At 62.9% G+C, this 22,755-nt stretch carries 23 protein-coding genes and 1 pseudogene; 13 read left to right on the top strand and 11 right to left on the bottom strand.

Translation table 11 applies throughout. From position 1 onward, the window contains the following. The first annotated feature begins 222 nt into the window (after window positions 1-222). Together VF194_RS00795 and VF194_RS00790 are read left to right on the top strand one after the other, a co-directional pair. The gene (locus VF194_RS00795) at window positions 223-1,587 is read left to right on the top strand and encodes a hypothetical protein (protein WP_330887046.1); all 1,365 of its coding nucleotides are present in this window, start codon (window positions 223-225) and stop codon (window positions 1,585-1,587) included. 59 nt (window positions 1,588-1,646) lie between these two features. Further along, complete coding sequence (locus tag VF194_RS00790; RefSeq protein WP_330887044.1) at window positions 1,647-2,318, top strand: MBL fold metallo-hydrolase; 672 nt, start codon at window positions 1,647-1,649, stop codon at window positions 2,316-2,318. Here the strand turns inward: VF194_RS00790 and VF194_RS00785 are convergent. The 3 genes from VF194_RS00785 to hppD are packed head-to-tail and all read right to left on the bottom strand — an operon-like array spanning window position 2,311 to window position 5,596. After that, window positions 2,311-3,306: a fumarylacetoacetate hydrolase family protein gene (locus VF194_RS00785; protein ID WP_330887042.1), complete on the bottom strand. Its 996-nt coding sequence runs from the start codon at window positions 3,304-3,306 to the stop codon at window positions 2,311-2,313. The genes VF194_RS00790 and VF194_RS00785 overlap by 8 nt on opposite strands. Window positions 3,307-3,336: 30 nt before the next feature. Further along, entirely contained in the window at window positions 3,337-4,503 is a 1,167-nt protein-coding gene (locus VF194_RS00780; protein WP_330887040.1) for a homogentisate 1,2-dioxygenase, read from the bottom strand. Between the two features lie 22 nt (window positions 4,504-4,525). Beyond that, the gene (gene hppD / locus VF194_RS00775; protein WP_330887038.1) at window positions 4,526-5,596 is read right to left on the bottom strand and encodes a 4-hydroxyphenylpyruvate dioxygenase; all 1,071 of its coding nucleotides are present in this window, start codon (window positions 5,594-5,596) and stop codon (window positions 4,526-4,528) included. Window positions 5,597-5,694: 98 nt separating this feature from the next. Between hppD and VF194_RS00770 the strand changes: the two genes are divergently transcribed. Continuing rightward, complete coding sequence (locus VF194_RS00770) at window positions 5,695-6,147, top strand: MarR family transcriptional regulator (RefSeq protein WP_330887036.1); 453 nt, start codon at window positions 5,695-5,697, stop codon at window positions 6,145-6,147. 14 nt (window positions 6,148-6,161) lie between these two features. Here VF194_RS00770 and VF194_RS00765 read toward each other — a convergent pair whose 3' ends face one another. From VF194_RS00765 to thiS, 3 genes and pseudogenes are all read right to left on the bottom strand, one after another. Next, window positions 6,162-6,806, bottom strand: coding sequence for a DedA family protein (locus VF194_RS00765; RefSeq protein ID WP_330887034.1), 645 nt, complete (start codon window positions 6,804-6,806; stop codon window positions 6,162-6,164). Window positions 6,807-6,818: 12 nt separating this feature from the next. Continuing rightward, the gene (locus tag VF194_RS00760; protein WP_414656065.1) at window positions 6,819-7,601 is read right to left on the bottom strand and encodes a bifunctional sulfur carrier protein/thiazole synthase protein; all 783 of its coding nucleotides are present in this window, start codon (window positions 7,599-7,601) and stop codon (window positions 6,819-6,821) included. Window positions 7,602-7,622: 21 nt separating this feature from the next. Further along, window positions 7,623-7,799: pseudogene (thiS, locus tag VF194_RS19760) on the bottom strand (sulfur carrier protein ThiS); the annotation flags it as partial. Between the two features lie 179 nt (window positions 7,800-7,978). Here thiS and maiA point away from each other — a divergent pair. Next, window positions 7,979-8,617 (top strand): maleylacetoacetate isomerase, encoded by a 639-nt coding sequence (gene maiA, locus VF194_RS00755; protein ID WP_330887030.1) that lies wholly within the window; start codon window positions 7,979-7,981, stop codon window positions 8,615-8,617. Continuing rightward, a complete protein-coding gene (locus VF194_RS00750) occupies window positions 8,618-9,682 on the top strand; it encodes a TAXI family TRAP transporter solute-binding subunit (RefSeq protein WP_330887028.1) in 1,065 nt (354 codons plus the stop codon). A gap of 12 nt (window positions 9,683-9,694) precedes the next feature. Here VF194_RS00750 and VF194_RS00745 read toward each other — a convergent pair whose 3' ends face one another. Next, a complete protein-coding gene (locus VF194_RS00745; RefSeq protein WP_330887027.1) occupies window positions 9,695-9,913 on the bottom strand; it encodes a hypothetical protein in 219 nt (72 codons plus the stop codon). Between the two features lie 75 nt (window positions 9,914-9,988). Here VF194_RS00745 and VF194_RS00740 point away from each other — a divergent pair, with 75 nt between their 5' ends. Further along, complete coding sequence (locus VF194_RS00740; protein WP_330887025.1) at window positions 9,989-11,113, top strand: HAMP domain-containing sensor histidine kinase; 1,125 nt, start codon at window positions 9,989-9,991, stop codon at window positions 11,111-11,113. Here VF194_RS00740 and VF194_RS00735 read toward each other — a convergent pair. Continuing rightward, window positions 11,068-11,748 (bottom strand): HAD family hydrolase, encoded by a 681-nt coding sequence (locus tag VF194_RS00735; protein WP_330887023.1) that lies wholly within the window; start codon window positions 11,746-11,748, stop codon window positions 11,068-11,070. The genes VF194_RS00740 and VF194_RS00735 overlap by 46 nt on opposite strands. Window positions 11,749-11,898: 150 nt before the next feature. Between VF194_RS00735 and glmU the strand changes: the two genes are divergently transcribed. Genes glmU through VF194_RS00705 form a run of 6 tightly spaced genes read left to right on the top strand, consistent with a single transcriptional unit; the run spans window position 11,899 to window position 19,039 of the window. Then, entirely contained in the window at window positions 11,899-13,245 is a 1,347-nt protein-coding gene (gene glmU, locus VF194_RS00730) for a bifunctional UDP-N-acetylglucosamine diphosphorylase/glucosamine-1-phosphate N-acetyltransferase GlmU (protein WP_330887021.1), read from the top strand. Window positions 13,246-13,256: 11 nt separating this feature from the next. Next, window positions 13,257-15,083, top strand: coding sequence for a glutamine--fructose-6-phosphate transaminase (isomerizing) (gene glmS, locus VF194_RS00725; RefSeq protein WP_330887019.1), 1,827 nt, complete (start codon window positions 13,257-13,259; stop codon window positions 15,081-15,083). A 13-nt stretch (window positions 15,084-15,096) separates the two neighbouring features. Further along, window positions 15,097-15,699: a protein-tyrosine-phosphatase gene (locus VF194_RS00720; RefSeq protein ID WP_330887017.1), complete on the top strand. Its 603-nt coding sequence runs from the start codon at window positions 15,097-15,099 to the stop codon at window positions 15,697-15,699. Then, entirely contained in the window at window positions 15,686-17,053 is a 1,368-nt protein-coding gene (gene gor, locus VF194_RS00715) for a glutathione-disulfide reductase (RefSeq protein WP_330887015.1), read from the top strand. Before VF194_RS00720 ends, gor begins: the two co-directional genes overlap by 14 nt. 1 nt (window position 17,054) lies before the next feature. Further along, window positions 17,055-17,585: a bifunctional adenosylcobinamide kinase/adenosylcobinamide-phosphate guanylyltransferase gene (gene cobU, locus VF194_RS00710; RefSeq protein ID WP_330887013.1), complete on the top strand. Its 531-nt coding sequence runs from the start codon at window positions 17,055-17,057 to the stop codon at window positions 17,583-17,585. 14 nt (window positions 17,586-17,599) lie between these two features. Continuing rightward, window positions 17,600-19,039, top strand: a complete 1,440-nt coding sequence (locus VF194_RS00705) for a cobyric acid synthase (protein WP_414656060.1) — start codon at window positions 17,600-17,602, stop codon at window positions 19,037-19,039. Here the strand turns inward: VF194_RS00705 and cbiB are convergent. Continuing rightward, on the bottom strand, window positions 19,020-19,997 hold the full coding sequence (gene cbiB / locus VF194_RS00700; protein ID WP_330887009.1) for an adenosylcobinamide-phosphate synthase CbiB: 978 nt from the start codon (window positions 19,995-19,997) through the stop codon (window positions 19,020-19,022). The two genes, VF194_RS00705 and cbiB, sit on opposite strands and share 20 nt — an antisense overlap. A 38-nt stretch (window positions 19,998-20,035) precedes the next feature. Here cbiB and cobD point away from each other — a divergent pair, with 38 nt between their 5' ends. Beyond that, window positions 20,036-21,070 (top strand): threonine-phosphate decarboxylase CobD, encoded by a 1,035-nt coding sequence (gene cobD, locus VF194_RS00695; RefSeq protein WP_330887008.1) that lies wholly within the window; start codon window positions 20,036-20,038, stop codon window positions 21,068-21,070. On the opposite strand, the gene VF194_RS00690 is transcribed toward cobD, so the two are convergent. Continuing rightward, the gene (locus VF194_RS00690; protein WP_330887006.1) at window positions 21,067-21,873 is read right to left on the bottom strand and encodes an ABC transporter permease; all 807 of its coding nucleotides are present in this window, start codon (window positions 21,871-21,873) and stop codon (window positions 21,067-21,069) included. The genes cobD and VF194_RS00690 overlap by 4 nt on opposite strands. Then, the gene (locus tag VF194_RS00685; RefSeq protein ID WP_330887004.1) at window positions 21,870-22,754 is read right to left on the bottom strand and encodes an ABC transporter permease; all 885 of its coding nucleotides are present in this window, start codon (window positions 22,752-22,754) and stop codon (window positions 21,870-21,872) included. The genes VF194_RS00690 and VF194_RS00685 overlap by 4 nt, the downstream gene beginning before the upstream one ends. Between the last annotated feature and the right edge of the window lies 1 nt (window position 22,755).

Here is a 22,755-nt window from a genome sequence, read left to right as displayed (position 1 = left end):
CCGGGCCGGCTGCTCAACGATCGTCGAGTGCACACGTAGGCAGAGTATTTGGATGAACGTAAAAGTAGAGTGAATCCAAAAATCCGCTCGAATCTGCGGTATTTCGCATTTTGGTAAACAGTTTATAACCCCCTCATGGTCGGAGCCGTTGCAGGGCAGGCCGCGCTTGCCTCTTTGACAGGACTTTCCACGGCGGGCCAACAGGGCAAGCGGAAGAATCCCTTGCTGCCGACCCCGTTGACGGAGCCCCAGAACGCGGGCCGCCAGCGGGCGCCGGCGATTCTCTATTTCGATGTGCCGCGGGTCAGCCCCAGCGTGTTTACCACCCTGCAGGACCGGGGGGTGCTGAGTGTCACGCGCAATGTCGTGGTCGGCGACGAGCGGACGCAACTTGAAACTGAGTTGCGTCAGAAGTTTCAAGTCAGCGAGATGCCGGCCAGTCCGGGCCGGCCGGGAACACCGGATGCGGTCAGCACGACGACGGTCCGCGAAGGCAGGCTCGATCCGCAGGCGCTGGATGACCTGCAGGTTTTGATCGATCGGTTGCGGCACGGCGATGACGGGCAGTCACGCCTGGTTCCCCTGCTGACCGATACGCTGAACCGCTTCGGTCAGACGCTCGGCCAGGAGGCTAAAAGCGCGCTGACCGGCATCATTCGCCGGATCGAAACCAGCGTGTTGGGCGACGGTTTCGATCTGTTCGATTTCTTCCGCGATCCAGGCCTGTTTTTCGGCATCGGCACCGGTCTGACGGAATTCTCGAGCCGCACCAACCATCAGGCAGCGGATGCCTTGGGCGACGTGATCCGCCATATCGCCGATGGCCGGCTCTACGACGACAACCCGCACAACGACTCGCTTCAGGCGCTGTCCTCGGCGATTAACCGGCTGGGCCGGGCGCTGGATCACGAAAGCAGCGCCGGGCCCGCGCTGCAGCATTTTCTCGATCATATCGGAGGCGCCCCTGCCGGAGACGTTTATGCCCGCCGCATTGCGGATGTCCTCGATCAGACATTGGCGGAGCTGCGCGGCGGATCGCTCGGGCTGCAGGCCATCGAACAGCTGCAGCGGACGATCAAGACGGTGCAGGACCTGGAAGATGTTCAGGGGAATGACGACGATCGTCTGCGCAGCGAGACGGCGGAAGAATTGCAGGGCCTCGTTGACCGCTATGCGGCGGCAACCAGTCGCTCGCAGACGGTTGTCATACCGGGGCAGCCGGCGGTGCCGCCGCTGCCCGGCACGCGGGAGGCGACGCTTGTGGAGGAAACGACATTCGTTCCCTCGGTCAAGACGGCGCCAAAGGTGGTGGCAGTGTATCAGTCGGTGCAGGAAAGCCTGAAGCCGCTCCAAAAGCTGAGCGAGCCGCCGCCGCCGGTCCCCAATATTGCGGTCCTGGTGGCGCAGCCAACGGAAGAGAGCGACGAGCGGAACACCCGGCCGGATCAGACCGAAGGCGAGGGCGGTGGCCTGCCCCGTTTCGGACTGCCGTATCTCGGGGGCATCGCGGCAGGAGATAGCCGTTTTGGCACACCGGGCCTGAGCCTGGGCCAAACGTCCGGGCAGGTCTTCGACAGCCGGATCTGATCGCCCGGTTTCGCCCGGTCTGTTGCCAAAACCCGGCGACGGAGACTAAGTCATGAGCCATGACGACCGAAGCCCCCCGACTGCATTGCGAAATCAACCCTGTTACGCCCTTCCAGCAGAATTGCTCGCTGATCTGGTGCCCGCAGACCATGCGGGGCGCGCTGGTGGATGCCGGCGGCGAGCCGGAGCGCCTGCTGGCGGCCGCGGAGCGGCATGGCGTTACCTTGGAGAAGCTGCTGGTCACCCATGGCCATCTCGATCATGCCGGCGCAGTGAAGGATATCGCCGAGAGACTCGACCTGCCGGTCGAGGGGCCGCATGAGGATGATCAGTTCTGGATCGATGGCATGCCGCAAGCGGCGCAGCAGTATGGGTTCCCGCCGGTTCGAAGCTTCACACCGACGCGCTGGCTGCAGAATGGCGACACTGTCACCGTCGGCAATCTGGAACTCGATGTCATTCACTGCCCGGGCCATACGCCGGGCCATGTCGTCTTCGTCCATGCCCCGTCGCGGGTGGCGCTGGTTGGCGATGTGCTGTTCCAGGGTTCGATCGGCCGCACCGACTTTCCGCGCGGCAATCACGCCGACCTGATCCGCTCGATCCGCGAGAAGCTGTTTCCGCTCGGCGACGATATCACCTTCGTGCCTGGCCACGGTCCGCTATCGACCTTCGGCCAGGAACGCCGAACCAACCCCTTCGTCTCGGATCGGGCGCTGGGGATCAGCTGAGGTTGGGTCCGGTATATTTCACCACGGTCTGATCGATCGCGCCGAAGATCGACTTGCCGTCCGTGTCGAACATTTCGATCCGGACGTGATCGCCGAATTTCATGAATGGGGTTTTCGGCTTGCCCTCGTTGATCGTCTCGATCATGCGGATCTCGGCCAGGCAGGAGAAGCCCTTCGAGGCATCCCTGTTCGAAACCGTGCCGCTGCCGACGATGCAGCCGGCCCGCAGATTGCGGGTCTTGGCGGCATGGGCGATCAGGTCGGCGAGGCTGAACTGCATATCCGCGCCGGCATCCGGCTGGCCGAAGAGCTTGCCATTCAAGTGCGTCACCAGCGGGCGGCAGACCTTGGCGTCTTTCCAGGCCGTCCCCAGCTCGTCGGGCGTGATGGCGACCGGCGAGAAGGCGGTGGAGGGCTTGCCATGGAAAAAGCCGAACCCCTTGGCCAATTCGCCGGGAATGAGGTTGCGCAGGGAAACGTCGTTCACCAGCATCAGCAGCTTGATATGCGCGGCGGCGTCCTTCGGCGATATCCCCATTGGCACGTCATCGACAATCGCCGCCACTTCGCCTTCCATGTCGATGCCATAGGCTTCGTCGGCGACCGGTATATCGGCGGTCGGCGGCAGGAAATCGTCCGAGCCGCCCTGATACATCAGCGGATCGTGCAAAAATTCCGGCGGCATCTGGGCGCCGCGCGCCTTGCGCACCAGTTCGACATGGTTGAGATAAGCCGAGCCGTCGCACCATTGATAGGCGCGTGGCAGGGGGGCGGCGAGCTTGTCCGGATCGTAGGCGATTGCCCCACTGGCATTGCCGCCGTTCAGGGCGTCCGACAGCGCCTGCAGTTTCGGCGCCATCGTGGCCCAGCTGTCCAGCGCCATCTGCAGGGTGGGGCAAAGGCTGTCGACCGGCAGCATCCGCGACAGGTCGCGGCTGACAATGCAAAGACGGCCATCGCGGCCGTGCCGCAACGAGGCAAGTTTCATTGCTTTTTCTCTCCCTGAACTTGGGTGCGCTTACTCTGCGGCCTGCCTGAAGCCTTCCGGGTTCCAGGTGCCGACATAACCCTTGAACTCGACGCTCTCCGCCGCCGGCGCGACATCCAGCGCATCGCGGGCATCGAGCATCACCGCGACCTCGTCGGTTTCCTTGCGCGCTGCCTTGGCGCCAGCGGCAAAGGCCTTCGGGTGCGGGCCATGCGGGAAGCCGCACGGATGCAGGGTGATCATGCCGGGATGGATATTGTCGCGGCTGAAGAACTGGCCCTGATGATAGAAGATTACCTCGTCGTAATCGTCATTGTTGTGGAAGAACGGCACCTTAAGCGCCTCCGGATCGCTCTCGATCGGACGCGGCACGAAGGTGCAGACGACGAAGCGCGAGGCCAGGAAGGTGGTATGCGCCGATGGTGGCAGATGGTAGCGATGGCTCATCAGCGGGCGGATGTCGCGCCAGTTCAGCTTCACGGCCGCCAGGTCACCCTTCCAGCCCACCACATCGAGCGGATTGTAGGGATAGGTAACGGTGGAAAGCTGGTCGCGCCGCTTGATCACCACGCGCCAGTTCCGCCCGCCCGAAGCCGGGCCCTTTTGCTGCTGGGCCTTGAAGGCGTCGTCGATCTGCGGGATCTGCAGCACGGCCGGGTCGAAAATGGCATGTGGACCCACCAGGCCCTTGTCGGGCAGGCGATAGCTGTCGTTGGTGGCTTCAATCAGCAGGAGCTTGCTGGGGCTCGTCGGCTCCAGGCGCCACATCGTGCCGCGCGGCAGCATGATGTAATCGCCCTCGCCATAGGAGAAATGCCCGAAATCGCAGAACAGTTCTCCGTTGCCCGCATGGATGAACAGCAATTCGTCGCCGTCGCCATTGCGTACCAGATGATCCATCGGCTGCGTCAGCAGAAGATGCCGGTATTTCACATGGGCGTTGGACAGCAGCGGTCTGGCCTTCCAGGGGCAGTCGACGGCATCGGCGAACTTGGCCGTATCGAACGCCCGCGGTTTCAGCGGGCCTTCCCAGTCGATCCAGCCGGTCGGCGGATTGCGATGATAGAGATGGGCGGCCGGCCCGAAGAAGCCCTCCTTGCCCATCTCGCGCTCGAAGGTGCCTTCCGGCAAGGCGACATGGGCTTGGCGCGAGGTGACGCCTTCGGCGTGAGTCATTGGTATCCAGGTCTTGGCCATGGCGAATCCTCCATTTCTTCTGTCAGGCGTGCGGCTTCAGCACGCCGCGGCGGATCTGGTCGAGCTCGATCGACTCGAACAGCGCCCTGAAATTGCCTTCACCGAAGCCTTCGTTGCCTTTGCGCTGAATGATCTCGAAGAAGATCGGGCCGATGACATTCTCGGTGAAGATCTGCAGCAGCAGCCCCTGGCCTTGGGTCGGCGCGCCGTCGATCAGGATCTGCAGCTCCTTGAGCCGCGCGAGATCCTCGTTATGGCCGGGGACACGGTCGGGCACCTGATCGTAGTAGGTGTCCAGGGTCGACTGGAAAGGAACGTCACGGCCGCGCAGGGCGCTGACGGTGCCGTAGATATCGTCGGTTCCCAATGCGACATGCTGAATGCCTTCGCCATGATAGGCATCGAGGTATTCGGCGATTTGCGACTTGTCGTCGGAACTTTCGTTGATCGGGATGCGGATCTTGCCGCAAGGACTGGTCATCGCCTTCGATTTGAGGCCAGTCAGCTTGCCTTCGATGTCGAAATATTTGATTTCGCGGAAATTGAACAGGCGCTCGTAGAACTCGGCCCATTCCGCCATGCGGCCGCGATGCACGTTATGAGTCAGGTGATCGACATAGGTCAGGCCGACGCCCTTCGGATTCCGGTCCGTGCCGGGCAGCGGCACGAAGTCGACATCATAAATCGTGCCGCGATCGCCGTAGCGGTCGACGAGATAGATCAGGCTGTCGCCGATGCCCTTGATCGCCGGGATGTTGAGCTCCATCGGCCCGACATGCGGCTGAACCCCCCAGGCGCCCAGTTCGATCGCGCGTTTATAGGCCTTGGCGGCATCCCTGACCCGGAAGGCCATGGCGCAAATCGACGGGCCATGGATACGGGCGAAGCTCTGCGCGAAGCTCTCCGGCTCGGCATTGAGGATGAAGTTGACGTCGCCTTGACGATACAGGGTGACGTTTTTCGAGCGGTGCCGGGCCACCGGCTGAAAGCCCATGCGTTCGAACAGAGCCGCCAATTTTGCCGGTTCGGGCGCGGCATATTCGATGAATTCGAAGCCGTCGGTACCCATCGGGTTGTCGAAGAGGTCGGCCATGGGGCATATCCTCCGTTATTAGAATTTGCGCATGACTCGCATAATAGTTACAATTGAAACTAAATCAAGATGCCTGACGGAAGGAATTCGGGGAGCTCATGGGGAAGGGGCAGCTAATACTTGAAATTTTTCTGCCGTATCGCCTGTCGGTGGTGACCAACAGGATCAGCGGTGCGCTTTCCCGGCACTATGCGACGCGGTTCGGAATCAGCATCCCAGAATGGCGGGTGATCGCGAATCTCGGCCGGCATCCGGGGCTGAGTGCAAACGAGGTGGCGGAGCGTTCCGCCATGGACAAGGTGACCGTCAGCCGGGCCGTTGCGTCGCTTGAGGAGAAGGGATTATTGGAACGCGTGCGCGATGCAGGCGACAAGCGCCGTTCGCGCCTGTCTCTGTCGCCGAAAGGCCAGGCCGTTCATGGCGAGATCGCACCGCTGGCGCTTGGCTTCGAGCGCGACCTGCTGACCGCGCTGACCGAGGAAGAGGTCGCGCAGCTGGATGTCATCATCAACAAGCTCAATGCGAAGATGGACAGCATGGCAGGCAGCTGACGCTGCCCCCGGCCTCAGTCTGATTTCGCGACCGGTTCCTGCATTTGCTTCTTCTGCTCGGCGATCTTGGCTTCAAAGCGGGCCTTGCTGCGCCGATGCAGAAAGAACAGCACCACGCTGACGGTGACGAAGAGCGCCAGCATGATGAGGCCGAAATCCTTGGCGATATTGCCCAGCACCGCTTCGAAAGCAACGCCGAGCAAGTAACCGAGCCAGACGAAGCAGTTGGACCACAGGCCCGCCGCAATGAAATTGAGTGCGGCGAAGCGGGGCCAGGAAATCATGCTCATCCCCATTGCCAGCGAGGAAAAATTGCGCACCCCGTATATGAAGCGGAAACTGAGGATGAAGCCGACATGGTACTTGTGCAGCAGATCCAGCGCGATGTTCACGCCGCTCTGCAGCTTGGGAAAGCGCTTCAGCAGGCGGTGACCGTATTTCCGACCGACGAGGAAATAGAGCTGATCGCCGGCAAAGCTGCCCAGCCAAGCGGCTGCGACCAGCCAGTAGATGTTGAGGAGCTTCTGGCTCGCCGCCGCCCCGGCGAAGATGACGAAGGTTTCGCCCTCCAGAAACGTCCAGAGGAACGTGATGACGTAAAACCAGTCATGGTAATGGGCGACCAGATGGTAGATGTCGACTTCCACTGTTCGTCCCAAATGCGTCGCCGGTCAGATCAGGCCGGCAAGCGGAGATGACGGATCGGCATAACGCTTTTTCGGCATCCGGCCCGCCAGATAGGCCAGCCGGCCCGCCTCGATCGCCAGTTTCATCGCTTCGGCCATGCGGATGGGGTCTTTCGCTTCGGCGATGGCCGTGTTCATCAGCACGCCGTCGCAGCCGAGTTCCATGGCGATGGCGGCGTCGGAGGCGGTGCCGACGCCCGCATCGACCAGGACCGGGACTTTGGCGTTCTCGACGATGATGCGGATGTTCACCGGGTTCTGGATGCCGAGGCCGGAGCCAATCGGAGCGGCGAGCGGCATGATGGCGCAGGCGCCGAGGTCCTCGAGCTTCTTGGCAGCGATCGGGTCATCGGCGCAATACACCATCACGTCGAAGCCTTCTTTCACCAGCAACCTGGTGGCGGCGAGGGTCTGCTCCATGTCCGGATAAAGGGTTTTTTGATCCCCCAAGACCTCCAGCTTCACCAATTTCCAGCCGCCGGCTTCCCGGGCCAACCGCAGCGTCCGTACGGCATCCTCGGCGGTAAAGCAGCCGGCCGTGTTCGGCAGATAGGTGTATTTCTTGGGGTCGACGTAATCGACCAGCATCGGCTGGCTGCGATTGGTGATGTTGACCCGCCGTACCGCGACCGTGACGATTTCGGCGCCCGAGGCTTCGATCGCCAGCTTGGTCTGCTCGAAATCCTTGTATTTCCCAGTCCCGACCAGCAGACGGGAACGGAAGCGCCGGCCGGCCACTTCGAAGTAGTCGTCCTGATCCCGCTTCAGCGGGGCATTTCCGCCGCCGATGAAATGGACGATCTCGATCTGGTCGCCGTCCGACAGGGGGGTGCCCGCATAGGCGGAGCGGGGCACGATCTCGCGATTCAGTTCGATGGCGATTTTGCGCGAATCAAGCTCAAGCCGCGCCAGCAGTTCCTCTACTGTTGCCGTCCCCGTCAGATCGCGGGTCTCGCCATTGATCATCAACCGCATGTCGTCACCCAAAATGCCTTATGACTTTACCGAAGATGGGGGCCAGAAGGCGCGCCGACAATAGAGCGCCGCCCCCGAGAGGAGCAACCCTTATCATCGCCCGAAATACGATCAATGCTTTGTAACATTCCGGTATTGAAGTAAAATCCGGCTTCGACAGGGAGGGATGCATGCTGCTTTATGGGTATTTTCGATCATCGGCGGCCTACCGGGTCCGGATCGCATTGAACCTCAAGGGGCTCGCCTACGACAATCATTTCATCCATCTGCAGAAGAACGACCAATTATCCGAGGATTACGCCAGACTGAATCCGCAAAAGCTGGTCCCCACCCTGGTCGATGGCGACCGGCAGATGGCCCAGTCGCTGGCAATCATCGAATATCTCGACGAAACCCATCCCAATCCCCCGCTTTTGCCGAAAGAGCCGGCCGAGCGGGCGCGTGTGCGGGCGCTTGCACTGGCCATTGCCTGCGACATTCATCCGCTCAACAACCTTCGGGTACTCCGCTATCTGGTCAAGGATATGGGGGTTTCCGACGACAAGAAGAATCAATGGTATCGCCATTGGGTGGAAACCGGGCTGCAGGCCCTGGAAAAGATGCTGGCGGGCAGTTCGGCCACGGGCCGGTTCTGCCACGGCGATACGCCGACCCTGGCCGATATCTGCCTCGTGCCGCAGGTTGCCAATGCCCGCCGATTCAATTGCGATCTGTCTGCATGTCCGACGGTGGAGCGGATCGATGCCGAGTGCAATCGCCTTGACGCCTTCATCAAGGCGGCACCAGGTAAACAGCCGGATGCCGAATAAATGTCGCTAGAAGGTCGCCGTGAAATACGGCACCCGTTACGCCGGGGGCGACGTCCGGTTCCGATCTGGCTCGCCACCGTTCTGCTGGCCGGTCTTTCGCTTCAGTTTTTTGGGGCTTCCGCAAAGGCGCAGTCTGCGCGGCAGTATTTCCGCATTGGGACCGGCGGTCAGAGCGGAACCTATTTTCCTGTCGGCAGACTGATCGCCGAGATCATCAGCGACGTGGCGCAAGGCAGGGATTGCGTGCAAGTGCGCTGCGGCGTGCCCGGTCTGATCGCCGTGGCGCAGACATCGAATGGCTCCGTCGCCAATGTCGCGGCCCTGCAATCGGGTGAAATCGAGGCCGCGCTGGTGCAGGCCGATGTTGCCCAGTGGGCCTTCGAGGGGAAAGAGCTGTATGCCGGCAAACCGCGACTGGATCGCTTGCGGTTTCTTGCCCATCTCTATTCCGAGGCGATGCATGTCGTCGTGCGGAAAGAGGCGGGCATTCATACGGTCGGCGATCTTCGCCGGCGGACCGCCGCCTTCGACGAGCCGGGCTCCGGGACGCTCGTTCATGTCCGCAATCTGCTGCGCGCCTACCATCTGACCGACGGCGATCTTCATGCGGAGTATATCAAGCCGGATCTGGCGCTGCCGCGGATGATGCAGGGGAAACTGGATGCCTTCTTCATCGTGGCGGGATGGCCCGCAAAAGCCGTCGTCGATGCGCTTGGCTCCGGCCATGCGGGGCTTCTGTCCATAGGGCCCGAGCAGGCGCGGGCGGTCATCGCCGCCAATCCTTTTTTGACTTATGGGGAAATTCCCGCCAATGCCTATGCGGGCATACCGGCGATCCGGACCTTGATGGTGGGGGCGCAGCTTATCGTGCGCGCCGATATTCCCGCCGATAGGATTGCGAATATCCTGGATGCATTATGGAGCAAGAGGGGCGAAACGATTCTGAAAAAGGGCCATCCGCGGGGAAGCGAAATACAAATTTCTTCGGCTTTGGCAGGCCGCGGCATCCCGATGCATCCGGGCGCCGAACGCTTCTACCGCCAACGTGGCTTGCTTCCGGGGTGACCGATGCCGATATCATTTGGTCGCCGGCAGATCATGATTGCCATAATTCTGATTGCCATCGGCGCCATTGGCATCACCATCTATGTGCAGAACACGCTCACGACGGTAGCACGGAACCTGCCGCTGACGTTGCTCGATCAGGAGCGTGACGCCGAGACGTTGATCCGGGAAATCAGCAATCTGACCTGGGCGATCGAAATGTGGCAGCAGAATCCCAGTCAGATCAATCACCTTCGGGTCGAAACACAGCTTGGCCGGGCCCGCGCACGGGCGGATGAATTGCGCTCCAACTACAATCTGGACAACATGGTCGGCGCCGCCGGCATGTACGCGGTCGCCAATCCTGCATTGCAGGACCTGCTCAATTGGTTTGCCGAGGGCGTTCCCGGGCAGGATGCGGAGTCCCCGGCCGTTATTTCCCTCATGCTTGGCCGTGCCCGCGATGCGGAAGTCAGGCTGATATCGCTGTTGCAGGAATCGCGTGCGACGGCCCGGCAAATCCTGCAGGCACAGGAACAGCGCTTGGACCGTTTTGCCAACGGCGTAGCCATTTTGATAGCTTTTGTTGCGGCGCTGGTGATCGGTCTGGTCCTTCTGCTCTTCCGGCAGCGCCGCGTCGTCGAATTGAAGGAACAGGCCGAATTGGCGGCGCTGGCAGCCAAACGGATCGCCGAGGAGGCCAACCGGGCGAAATCCGAGTTTCTGGCCAATATGAGCCATGAATTGCGGACGCCGCTGAACGCCATCATTGGCTTTTCCTCGATCATCAAGAACGAGATGCTCGGCCCAGTCAACATTCCCCGTTATCGCGAGTATGCCGGGGACATTCATGGCAGCGGCGAGCATCTGCTCGCGATCATCAGCGACATTCTCGATCTGTCGAAAGTGGAAGCCGGTAAATTCGAGCTGGCGGAGGATGACTTCGACGCCGATGACATCATGACGATTGCGGCGCGCCTGGTTCGCGAGAAGATGGCGCGCGCACAGCTTGAACTCGAGGTCGTGCCGGCCCGCGAACTCGTTACGCTTCGGGCGGATCGCCGCGCCCTGCTGCAGGTGCTTATCAATCTGATGAGCAACGCCGTGAAGTTTACGACCGTGGGAAAGGTGACTTTGTCGGCGGGCCCGGTAGAGGATGGCGGCTTCGCCTACACTGTCATCGATACCGGGATCGGCATGAATCCCGCGCAGATCAAGGTTGCGCTGCAACCTTTCGGGCAGATTCAGAATGCGCTTACACGGGTGCAGCCGGGAACCGGCCTGGGGCTTCCGCTAAGCGACAGGCTGATCCGGCTGCATGGCGGCCGGCTGGATATTCAAAGCGCCCCCGGCTCGGGAACGCGGGTCAGCGTCTATTTGCCGCCCTATCGGGTGGTGTCGCCGCATCAACCGCCCAATTCCGCGATAGCGTCCGGCAATTCGGCAAAGTGATCGATGAGCCGGTCGGCGCCAAGTTCGCGTGCCGGGATTCGGGTATAGCCGAAACTGACGGCGATGCACGGCAGTCCCGCCGCTTGTGCGGCATTCACGTCATAGGCGGAATCCCCCACCATCGCCGCCCAGCCGATCTGCTTGCCCAGCTTTTCCCCCAGTTTCTCGACGGTTCCGCGGACATGGCCAGGATCGGGTTTGCGAACCGACAGCGTGTCGCCGCCGACGACGGCGCCGAAGAACCCGTCGAGGCCGAGCCGTTGCAGCAATTCGCGGCTGAACCGCTCCAGCTTGTTGGTGCAGACTGCCAGCGCATAACCATTCTCCGCCAGGTTCGCCAGACTGGTGACGACGCCGGGGAAAGGACGGCTGGTATCGGCAAGATGGTCTTCATAATAAACGTAGAGCGCCGCCACGGCCGCCTCGAAGATGTCCTGCGAAGGCATGCCGCCCGTTACCTGGAAGCCGCGTTCGAGCAGGGCGCGGGCGCCGTCGCCGACCATCTGGCGGACCGCATCGAGGCCTATGGCTGGCCGTCCGGCGGACTGCAGGGCATAGTCGGTTGCGGCGGCGAGATCAGGTGCGGTATCCACCAATGTGCCGTCCAGATCGAAGAGGATTGCTTTGTGCATCATGCTGTTACAATTAGAAAAATCCTGAAACAGACGGAAAAATCTTTTGATTTCCGAACTCTGCGGTGGCTATGACACAGTCCGCCGCGCGTCGGGTTGGGGCGAATCGCGGCTTTTTGCGAATCTGATCTCTTCATTACACGGAATGGCGCAATGACGAAACGGGGCGTAGCGATTGTGGTGCTGGCGGCTGGGCAGGGCACGCGGATGAAATCGCAGTTGCCCAAGGTCCTGCATTCGGTCGCCGGCCGGCCAATGCTGCGCCATGTGCTGGACGCCGGTGCCAGCCTCGAGCCGGATCGGGTGGTCGTGGTGGTCGGGAAAGGGCAGGAGCAGGTGGCCGCCGCCGCGGCTCCGGCAACAGCCGCGGTCCAGAACCCGCCGCGGGGTACCGGGCATGCCGTCATGGCGGCCCTGCCGGCCCTGAACGGCTTCGATGGCGATGTCGTGGTCCTTTTTGGAGATACGCCGCTGCTGACACCGGACCTGCTGAAACGTCTGGTCGAAGCGCGGCGGGGCGAAGGCGATCCGGCGGCGGTCGTCGTCGGCTTCACTCCGGCGGAACCCGCCGCTTATGGCCGTCTGATTCTCGGCAGCGAGAACCGTCTGGAAAGGATCGTCGAATACAAGAATGCCTCCGCACAGGAGCGCGCCGTCCGGCTCTGCAATGCCGGACTGATGGCTCTCGATGGGGCGCGTCTGCCTCTGCTTCTGCAGCAGCTCAGCGACGACAATGCGCAAGGCGAATACCTGCTCACCGATGTGGTCGAGCATGCCAATGCGAAGCGCTGGCTTTGCCGGGTGGTCGAAGCCGATCCCGTCGAAGTGATGGGCATCAATACCCGTGCCGAACTGGCCCAGGCCGAGGCCGCGATGCAGCAGCGTCTGCGCCATCGCGCCATGATTGACGGCGTGACCTTGATTGCGCCGGAGACGGTCTATCTGCGCAGCGACACCCGCTTCGGTCGGGATGTCACGGTCGAGCCATTCGTTGTTTTCGGTGACAATGTCTCTGTCGGCGACGGCGTCGTCATCCGCAGCTACAGCCATATCGAGGGCGCCGCAATCGCCGCCGGCGCCACCATTGGACCCTTCGCCCGGCTGCGGCCCGGCGCGCAGATCGGCCTGGATGCGCATATCGGCAATTTCGTCGAGATCAAGCAGGCAGCGATCGAGGCCGGAGCCAAGGTCAACCACTTGACCTATATCGGCGATGCGCGGGTGGGGGCGAAGGCCAATATCGGGGCCGGCACGATCACCTGCAATTACGACGGCTTCGCCAAGCATTTCACCGATATCGGCGCCGGGGCGTTCATCGGCTCAAACACGGCCCTGGTGGCGCCCGTCAAGGTCGGCGACGGCGCCATGGTCGCGGCCGGCAGCACGATCACGCGCGATGTGCCCGGCGATGCCCTGGCGGTGGCGCGCGGCCGCCAGGAAGATATTGCCGGTTTCGCGGCGCGGTTCCGCAGCAGCCGGGCCGCCAAGAAGAATAAGTAGGAGAGTAAACGATGTGTGGAATCGTCGGCGTCGTCGGCACGCGGGATGCCGTGCCGTTGCTGGTAGACGGACTCAAGCGGCTGGAATACCGGGGCTATGATTCCGCCGGCATCGCCACTCTCTCCAGGACAGGTGCGATCGAGCGCCGCCGCGCCGAGGGCAAGATCGCCAAGCTGGAAGAACGCCTGGCGCAGCAGCCGCTGCAGGGTTTGATCGGCATTGCCCATACCCGCTGGGCTACGCATGGCGCGCCGAACGAAGCCAATGCGCATCCGCACGCGACCGAGCGGGTTGCGCTGGTTCACAACGGTATCATCGAGAATTACCGTGAGATCGCTGCCGAACTGATCGCCAAGGGGCATGAATTCCAGAGTCAGACCGACACGGAAGTCGCGCTGCGGCTGATCGATCAGCACCTGATCGACGGAAAGGAGCCTCAGGCTGCGGTGGAAGCCGCCCTGGGACGCCTGCATGGCGCCTTTGCTCTCGCCGTTCTGTTTCACGGCAAGGAAGATCTTCTGATCGGCGCCCGCCGCGGGGCGCCTCTCGCCGTAGGGTTTGGCAACGGCGAGATGTATCTCGGCTCCGATGCCCTGGCGCTCGCGCCGCTGACGGACCGCATCGCCTATATGGAAGAGGGCGACTACGTCGTTCTCAGCCGGGCCGGCGCGCGTTTCTTCGATGCCGAGGGCCGCGAAGTGCAGCGGACGGTCAGGCCGACGGCCATCAGCGGCGCCATGATCGGCAAGGGCAATTATCGCCATTACATGCTGAAGGAGATTTACGAGCAGCCGGCGGTGATGGGCGATACCGTAAACACCGTCGTCAGCCCGACCGATCGCCTCGTCCATCTGCCGGATCTCGGCCTCGATCTGGCCCGGATCACCCGCCTGACCATCGTCGCATGCGGCACGTCCTACTATTCCGGCCTGGTTGCGAAATACTGGCTGGAGCGCCACGCCAGGATCAATGTCGAGGTCGATGTCGCCTCGGAATTCCGCTACCGCGAAGCCCCGGTCGATCCCAAGGGCTTGGCGATCTTCATCTCCCAGTCGGGCGAAACGGCGGATACGCTGGCTGCGCTGCGCTATGTTAAAACCAATGGCGGGCGCACGCTGGCGATCGTCAATGTGCCCGAAAGCAGCATGGCGCGCGAAGCCGATGGCGTGTTGCTGACCAAGGCTGGACCTGAGATCGGCGTGGCGTCCACCAAGGCGTTTACCTGCCAGCTCGTCACGCTGGCGGCATTCAGCCTGGCCATCGCCCAGGCACGCAAGGCGCTGTCGGCAGAGGAAACCGCCCGGCTCATGGCGGCATTGATCGAGGTGCCGTCCCGGGCTTCGGAAGTGCTGAATCACGACGAGGCCCTGCACGCCTTGGCCGAGAAGATCATGGATGCGCGCGACGTGCTCTATATCGGCCGCGGCTCCTGCTTCCCCCTGGCACTGGAGGGGGCTTTGAAACTCAAGGAAATCTCCTATATTCACGCCGAGGGCTATGCTGCAGGGGAACTGAAGCATGGCCCCATCGCATTGATCGACGAGGGTGTTCCGGTCATCGTGATTGCGCCCAGCGACGGACTGTTCGAGAAGACGATCTCGAACATGCAGGAAGTGATGGCGCGCGGAGGCAAGGTGATTTTCATGTCGGATCGCAAGGGGTTCACGCATATCGACGGCAGGACTTTTGCCACCGTCGAGTTGCCCGAAGTTGATCCGTTCGTGGCGCCGATCCTGTACGCCATTCCGGCGCAATTGCTGGCCTATCATGTGGCCGTATTGAAGGGAACCGATGTCGATCAGCCGCGCAATCTGGCCAAGTCCGTGACGGTCGAATGAGGGAGGTGCCGGCATGAGTGCGCTGGAACGCGGCCTGCTTCCCTACCGCCTCAGTATTTGCGGTGTCGCCGAACTGCACCAGTATGCCGGCAGGATTTCCCATATTCTTGGCATTCTCGATCCGGGCAGTTTGGGCCCGGAATACCGGCTTCATCACCCCAAGGCGGAGTGCCGCGAATTCCGCTTCTACGACATCGTCATGCCGGAACCCGATAAGAAGCTGCCGAGCGAACGGGACGTCGCCAGTATCCTAAAGGTCGGCGAGCAACTGTCGCAGATGAAAGTCGAGCATCTGCTGGTTCACTGCTTCGCCGGCATCTCGCGCTCCACCGCGGCGGCCGCGATTTTGATGGCGCAACGAAATCCAGGGCGCGAAGGCGAAGTATTCGCCGCCTTGGCCGATGTGCGGCCACGGGCTTGGCCGAACGCCGTGATGATCAATCATGCTGATCGTCTGCTGCAGCGCCGAGGGGTACTTGCCGAAGCGCTCCGGCAGCATCAAATTGACGTCGCCCGCCGCTTTCCCGAGGTTCGGACACTGATCTCCGGCGTCGGCCGCGGGCATGAATTGCCCGCCGAGTTCGCCGAAGGATCAAATCGCAATGAGCCAATATGATTTCGACCTGTTCATAATCGGGGGCGGTTCCGGCGGCGTGCGCGCCGGCCGGATCGCCGCGGGTTACGGCGCCCGCGTCGCCGTGGCGGAAGAATATCGTTATGGCGGCACCTGCGTGATCCGGGGCTGCGTGCCGAAGAAGCTGCTTGTCTACGGCTCGGAATTCGGCCATGCCTTCGAGGAGGCCGCCGGCTTCGGCTGGACGGTCTCGGGCGCGCGGTTCGACTGGGCGACGATGATCGCCAACAAGGATAAGGAAATCGGCCGTCTGGAGAAGATATACCGCGGCATTTTCGAGAATGCCGGCGTGAAAACCTTCGACGGCCGCGCGACCGTGAAGGACGTCCATACCGTTGTCGTGAACGGCAAATCCGTCAGCGCCGGCAAGATCCTGATCGCCACGGGCGGCCATCCGGTCAAGCCGGCCGTTCCCGGCGCCGAGCTGATGATCACCTCCAACGAGGCCTTCCATCTGAAGGCGTTGCCCAAGCGGGTGATCATCCTCGGCGGCGGCTATATTGCCTGCGAGTTCGCCGGCATCTTCAATGGCTTCGGCTCCGAGGTGACTCAGCTTTATCGCGGCGAGCAGATTCTCCGCGGCTTCGATGACGATATCCGCAATCATCTGGCCGGCGAACTGGTCAAGACCGGTATCGATTTGCGGGTGAAGACCGATGTCACCAAGGTCGAGAAGGGGAAGGGCGGCCTAATCGTGTCGCTGACCGACGGCAGCACTTTGCAGGCCGATTGCGTCATGGCGGCTACGGGCCGCCGGCCCAATACCGATGGACTGGGCCTCGAGGCGCTTGGCGTCGATCTCGACGAGGAAGGCGCGGTGGTGGTGGACGAGTATTCCCAGTCCAGCGTGCCGAATATCTACGCCGTCGGCGATGTAACCAACCGGATGAATCTGACGCCGGTGGCCATTCGCGAGGGACATGCCTTTGCCGATACGGTGTTTGGCGGAAAGTCGCGCAGGATGGTTTATGAAAACGTGCCCGCGGCCGTTTTCAGCCAGCCGAGCGTCGGCACCGTGGGCCTGAGCGAAGCCGAAGCGCGCAAGCGCTTTGGCGAAGTCGATGTCTACCGCACCGTATTCCGGCCGATGCGGGCGACGATATCCGGCGGCGAAGGACGCATCATGATGAAGCTGGTTGTCGATGCGAAGTCGGACAGGGTCGTCGGCGTCCATATGGTGGGGCATGAGGCGGGAGAGATCATCCAGGGCATCGCCATTGCCCTGAAGGCCGGTGCCACCAAGGCGGATTTCGATGCCACGGTCGGAATTCATCCGACGGCTGCCGAGGAGTTCGTGACCATGCGCGAAAAGGTCCGCGAGCCGGTGCGGGCGTGAAATGCCGGTTCGACTTCGCGCAGACGCTCGCGTAACGCTTATCGTCGGCGGTGCGCGGTCGGGTAAATCCAGGCTCGCGGAACGGCTGGCCGAGCAGCGCGAAGGGCCGTTGACCTATCTGGCGACGGCGGAGGCCTGGGACGATGAAATGCGCGCCCGAATAATGCAGCACAGGGCGCGGCGTGGCGATCGCTGGCAGACTGTCGAGGCGCCGATTGCCGTAGCCGATGCATTGCAGACGCTTCCGCCCCGGATCGGCGCCGTCCTGGTGGATTGCCTGACCCTGTGGCTGTCCAATCTCATGCATGCCAACCGTGACGTTGAGCAGGAAACGGAGCGGCTGCTGGCCGTTCTTCCTACGTCTGCATGTCCCGTCATCATGGTTTCCAACGAAGTCGGGCTTGGGATCGTGCCGGACAATAAATTGGCCCGCGATTTCCGCGACCGGCAAGGCCGGCTGAACCAGCGCATTGCCGAACTGGCGGATCACGTGATCTTCACGGCGGTAGGCCTGCCTCTCGTGCTGAAATGACCGCGCGCGCCTTGATGTTTCAGGGTACCGGCTCGGATGTCGGCAAATCCGTGCTCTGCGCCGGCGTGATCAGGGCGTTGCGCAAGCGAGGCTATCGCGTTCTGCCGTTCAAGCCGCAGAATATGTCGAATAACGCGGCGGTCACCGCGGAAGGAGGCGAAATCGGCCGGGCTCAGGCGCTGCAGGCCCGTGCTGCCGGCGCCGCGCCCAGTGTTCACATGAATCCCGTCCTGCTGAAGCCGCAGGGCGATCGCACATCGCAGATCGTCGTGCAGGGGCGGATATACGGCCGCGGCGACGCACGGGGCTATCTCGATCTGAAGGCGGAACTCTGGCCTTTCGTCGTCGACAGTTTCTCCCGCCTGAAGCAGGAGGCGGATTTCGTCATCGTCGAAGGCGCCGGCTCGCCGGCCGAAGTCAATCTGCGCGCCAACGACATCGCCAATATGGGTTTCGCCAGCCGAAGCGACGTGCCGGTCATCCTGGTGGGCGATATCGATCGCGGCGGCGTGATCGCCAGCCTCGTCGGCACGGCGGCGCTGCTGGAGCCAGACGAACGACGTTTGATCGCCGGTTATGTCATCAACAAGTTTCGAGGAGACGCGTCGCTATTTGACGACGGGCTGAAAATCATCACCCGACATACCGGATGGCGCAGTTTCGGCATTCTGCCGCATCTGCCGGAGGTTTCTCACCTGCCGGCTGAGGATGCGCTCAGCCTCGACAGGGCGGCCGGTCAGGACGGCAAGATCGTCGTTGCGGTGCCGCGGCTGCAGCATATCGCCAATTTCGACGATTTCGATCCGCTGCGGCAGCAGCCGGAGGTCCGGTTGGTCTTCGTGCAGCCCGGCCGGCCGCTGCCGCCCGATGCCGCGCTCGTCATCCTGCCGGGCTCGAAGGCGACCATCGCGGATCTGAAGTTTTTCCGTGCGCAGGGCTGGGATATCGATCTGCTGGCGCATCTGCGCCGCGGCGGCCATGTGCTGGGCATCTGCGGCGGCTATCAGATGCTGGGGCGCGGCATTGCCGATCCGGGCGGGATCGAGGGGGAGCCGGAATTCGTGCAGGGCCTCGGGCTGCTCGAAGTCGAAACCGTGCTGACCGGCGACAAGTCCCTTGTCGAGGTGGACGGCTTCGAACGCTTCACCGGAGAGCCGATCCGCGGTTATGAAATGCATGTCGGCGCGACGAACGGCCCGGACACGACGCGGCCGTTGCTGCGGCTCGCTGGCCGGCATGACGGTGCGGTTTCTGCGGATGGCCGGGTGGCCGGCTGCTATCTGCATGGCCTGTTCGCCGGCGACAGCTTCCGGCAGGCCTATCTTGAACTGATCTCCGGCGAGAAAATCGCCGTCAGGAACCACGATGCGGAGGTCGAGCAGGCGCTCGACGGCCTGGCGTCGGCGATCGAAACGCATCTCGATATGGATGCGCTCATCGCGTCAGCGCGATAGCGGCCAGGATCGCCATGGACCCGAGCGATGCGCAGGCAGCGCGGTAAAGGCGCAGCGCTTTGCGGATATCGGCCGCCGTGGCATCGGCATTGCCGTTGCCCATCCAATGATCATCCACCCAGCCGCTGGCATACCGGCGCGGTCCGGCGAGGCGCAATCCAAGCGCCCCGGCCATCGCAGCCTCCGGCCAGCCGGCATTGGGCGAGCGGTGCTGCCCGGCATCCCGTTCCAGGGCGGTGAAGGCGTCTCGCGACGACGTGCCGGGCGTAAAGAGGCAGGCCAGGATCAGCAGCAACGCGGAAATCCTCGAGGCCGGCAGGTTCACGAGGTCATCGAGCCGTGCCGCAGCCCAGCCGAAGTCGCGGTATTTGTCCGACTTGTGGCCGATCATGCTGTCGGCCGTGTTGATCGCTTTATAGAGCGCGATTCCGGGCAGCCCGCCGACGGCAAGCCAGAAGGCGGGAGCGACGACGCCATCGGAGAAATTTTCCGCCAGACTCTCGATGGCGGCGCGGCTGACGCCGTGCTCATCGAGGCTGTCGGGATCGCGGCCGACGATCATGGCCACGGCTTTGCGTCCGCCCGCCAGGCCGTCCTGCTCCAGGCCGCGTGCCACGGCCGAGACGTGATCCCGCAGGCTGCGCTGCGCGATCAGGCTGGCGCACAGCACGGCCTCGACGACCCAGCCGTACGGAACATCGCGCAACAGCGCGCGGATCGCGGCCGTGATGGCGAATACGACGCCGAGCAGCACGAGCAGCGCTACCACGCCGCCGATCCGCCGCTGCCAGCGTCGCCAGGCCGGCCGATTGCTCTGCCTGTCCAACTGGCGGATTAGGCTGCCGATCCAGACGACCGGATGCCGGATCACACGATAGACTGCATCCGGATAGCCGAATGCGGCGTCCAGGCCTAACGCGATAACAAGAAGCCAAAGGTTGCTTGCAGCCGGGGTCACCGTAAGATCGCCACCAGTCGAGGAAGTCGGGGTTCACCATGAGCGAGACACCGCCAGGCCGTCAACCGGAGCCGCCCAGGCATGGCGGCGACCTGGCCGCGTTGCGGAGGGCTGGGGCGGAAGATTATGCAGGGGAGTGGATCGATCTCAGCACCGGGATCAATCCGGGGCCTTATCCGATGCCGTCGGTTCCTGACGGGGCCTGGACCCGCCTGCCATCGGCCATCGAAGTGGAGGCTTTGCTGGCGGCGGCGCGAGGCGCCTATGGCTGTCCGCCTGCGGCCGGGATAGCCGCCGCGCCCGGCACGCAGGCGGCGATCCAGTGGCTGCCGCGCCTTTTCGCGCCAGCCAGGGTTGCCGTCCTCGGGCCGACCTATGCCGAACACGCCTATGCCTGGAGAATGGCCGGGCATGCGGTAACCGAGATCGAGGGCCTGCCCGGCAGCCTGAATGGTGTCGATGTCCTGATCGTCGTCAATCCGAACAATCCCGACGGCCGGGTGATTGGGCGCGACATGCTGCTTCGCTGGCAGAAAGAGCTGGCAGGCCGGGGCGGCTGGCTGATCGTCGATGAAGCCTTCGCCGATGTGGCTCCCGAAACCTCCCTTGCGGATGCCGCCGGCAGCCCGGGCCTGCTGATTTTGCGCTCCTTCGGGAAATTCTTCGGCCTGGCAGGATTGCGGCTCGGCTTCGTGCTGGGCGAACCCGGCGTCACCCGGGTCCTGGCGGCCGCGCTGGGACCCTGGGCGGTGTGCGGCCCGGCGCTTTCCATCGGAACCGCGGCTTTGAGCGATACGGCCTGGCAGACCGCTATGCGGAGCGCCTTGCGCGAGAGACAAGTGCGCTTCGATCAGGCCCTGCGCCAGCGCGGCATTCATGTCATTGGCGGCACCGGCCTGTTCAGGCTGGCCAAGATCGCCGACGCAGCCGCTTTCGCCGCGGCGCTGCGCAAGCAGGGCGTCCATGTCCGCATCTTCGACAATCGACCGCATTGGATGCGCTTCGGCCTGCCGGCGGACGAGGCGGAATTCCTGCGCCGCCTCGACATGACGTTGCAGCAATTCCAGCTTTAGCGGCGATTGCGCATTAAGGCTTGTTTCTGCAGCAAGCTGGCGGCAATGACGACGATGCCGACGATCGCCAGCATGATGGTGGAGATGGCGTTGATTTCCGGCGAGACGCCGAGGCGTACCGCGCTGTAGACGCGCACCGGCAGGGTGGTGGCGCCTGGACCGTTGACGAAGGATGCCACCACGACGTCGTCAAGCGACAGGGTGAACGCCAACAGCCACCCGGCGACAAGGGCCGGCAGCAGGCTTGGCACGGTGACGAGCAGAAAGGCCATAACCGGCCCGGCTCCCAGATCGCGCGCCGCCGCATCGAGATTCGGATCCAGGGTGACCAGCTTCGACTGAATGATCACCAGCACGTAAGCCGCGCCGAAAGTGGCATGCGCCACCGCCACGGATGGCAAGCCGCGCTCGATCCCCAGCGTTACGAACAGCATCAGCGCGCTCACGCCAAGGATCACTTCCGGCAGGACCATCGGCGCCAGCAGGAGGCCGCCGAAAATCTGTCGTCCGGGAAAGCGGCCGAGTCGGGTCAGCGCCAAAGCGCCGAGCGTGCCCAGCGCGGTTGCCAGGGTCGCCGCTAGCGTTGCGATCTTCAGCGAGTTGACAGCTGCTTCGAGATAAGCCGAATTGGAAAACAGAACCCCATACCAGTGCAGGGAAAAGCCACCCCACACGGTGACCAGCTTCGAGGCATTGAAAGAGAAGATCACCACCAGAAGGATCGGCAGGTAGAGAAATGCCAGCCCGAAGGTGAGGGCGGTGAGATGCGCAAAGCCCAGTCTGGGAGACGGATGCCGGATCATCGCCGCAGCCCCGGTTTATCGGCAAGCTCCAGCCGTTGCAGCCAGAGTGCGGGAGCGAGCAGCAGCAAGGTCAGCAGTACGGCCAGCGCGCTCGCCATGGTCCAGTCGCGGTTGGAGAAGAATTCGGTCCAGAGCGCCTGGCCCAGGGTGATCGTGGCCGAGCCGCCGAGCAGGTCGGGAATGACGAATTCGCCAACCGTGGGAATGAAGATCATGAGGGCGGCGGCGAGAATGCCTGGCCGGGCCAGCGGTACGGTGACGAGCCAGAAGGCTTTGATCGGCGAAGCGCCCAGATCGATGGCGGCTTCCGTCAACCGCGGCGACTGGCCGGCCAGGGATGCGTAGATCGGCAGGATGGCGAATGGCAGATAAGAATAGACCATGCCGATCACCACGCCGAAGCCGGTATTGATCATCACCAGCGGCGTATCGATCAGGCCAAGCTCGATCAGTGCCGCATTGATCAGCCCCTCGGGTTTGAGCAGGGCGATCCAGGCATAGACGCGAATGAGGAACGAGGTCCAGAAGGGCAGAATGATCGCCGTCAGCAATATCGGCTGCCATTGCGGCGCGGCCCGATCGACGGCGCGGGCGATCGCCAGGCCGAGCCCCAGGCAGCAGAGCGTCGCGATGCCGGCGAAAAGCAGGCTATTGCCGAGCGCATGGATATAAAGAGGATCGCTGAAGATCAGCGCAAAATTGCCGAGCTGGGCTTTCCAGTGCAGACCTTGCGCGGTCCATTCGAACAAAGAGGTATAGGGCGGCTGCGCCAGCAGCGGCTCGGCGAAGCTGATCTTCAGGATCAGGGCCAGCGGGACGGCGATGAAGACGGCCGTCCACAGCGCGGGTACGGCAAGCAGGGCGGCACTGCGACGCGTCATC

The organism is Ferrovibrio sp., from assembly GCF_036381655.1.
Classification (GTDB): Bacteria; Pseudomonadota; Alphaproteobacteria; order Ferrovibrionales; family Ferrovibrionaceae; genus Ferrovibrio.
Note: the sequence above shows the minus strand (reverse complement) of the source record. Positions and strands in the feature narration are given on the sequence as shown.

Bases quoted from the DNA above. Each gene is read 5' to 3' on its own strand.
- VF194_RS00790 (WP_330887044.1), top strand. From the start codon at position 1,647: ATGACGACCGAAGCCCCCCGACTGCATTGCGAAATCAACCCTGTTACG.
- VF194_RS00785 (WP_330887042.1), bottom strand. From the start codon at position 3,306: ATGAAACTTGCCTCGTTGCGGCACGGCCGCGATGGCCGTCTTTGCATT.
- VF194_RS00780 (WP_330887040.1), bottom strand. From the start codon at position 4,503: ATGGCCAAGACCTGGATACCAATGACTCACGCCGAAGGCGTCACCTCG.
- hppD (WP_330887038.1), bottom strand. From the start codon at position 5,596: ATGGCCGACCTCTTCGACAACCCGATGGGTACCGACGGCTTCGAATTC.
- VF194_RS00770 (WP_330887036.1), top strand. From the start codon at position 5,695: ATGGGGAAGGGGCAGCTAATACTTGAAATTTTTCTGCCGTATCGCCTG.
- maiA (WP_330887030.1), top strand. From the start codon at position 7,979: ATGCTGCTTTATGGGTATTTTCGATCATCGGCGGCCTACCGGGTCCGG.
- VF194_RS00750 (WP_330887028.1), top strand. From the start codon at position 8,618: ATGTCGCTAGAAGGTCGCCGTGAAATACGGCACCCGTTACGCCGGGGG.
- VF194_RS00740 (WP_330887025.1), top strand. From the start codon at position 9,989: ATGGTCGGCGCCGCCGGCATGTACGCGGTCGCCAATCCTGCATTGCAG.
- VF194_RS00735 (WP_330887023.1), bottom strand. From the start codon at position 11,748: ATGATGCACAAAGCAATCCTCTTCGATCTGGACGGCACATTGGTGGAT.
- glmU (WP_330887021.1), top strand. From the start codon at position 11,899: ATGACGAAACGGGGCGTAGCGATTGTGGTGCTGGCGGCTGGGCAGGGC.
- glmS (WP_330887019.1), top strand. From the start codon at position 13,257: ATGTGTGGAATCGTCGGCGTCGTCGGCACGCGGGATGCCGTGCCGTTG.
- VF194_RS00720 (WP_330887017.1), top strand. From the start codon at position 15,097: ATGAGTGCGCTGGAACGCGGCCTGCTTCCCTACCGCCTCAGTATTTGC.
- gor (WP_330887015.1), top strand. From the start codon at position 15,686: ATGAGCCAATATGATTTCGACCTGTTCATAATCGGGGGCGGTTCCGGC.
- cobU (WP_330887013.1), top strand. From the start codon at position 17,055: ATGCCGGTTCGACTTCGCGCAGACGCTCGCGTAACGCTTATCGTCGGC.
- VF194_RS00705 (WP_414656060.1), top strand. From the start codon at position 17,600: ATGTTTCAGGGTACCGGCTCGGATGTCGGCAAATCCGTGCTCTGCGCC.
- cobD (WP_330887008.1), top strand. From the start codon at position 20,036: ATGAGCGAGACACCGCCAGGCCGTCAACCGGAGCCGCCCAGGCATGGC.
- VF194_RS00690 (WP_330887006.1), bottom strand. From the start codon at position 21,873: ATGATCCGGCATCCGTCTCCCAGACTGGGCTTTGCGCATCTCACCGCC.
- VF194_RS00685 (WP_330887004.1), bottom strand. From the start codon at position 22,754: ATGACGCGTCGCAGTGCCGCCCTGCTTGCCGTACCCGCGCTGTGGACG.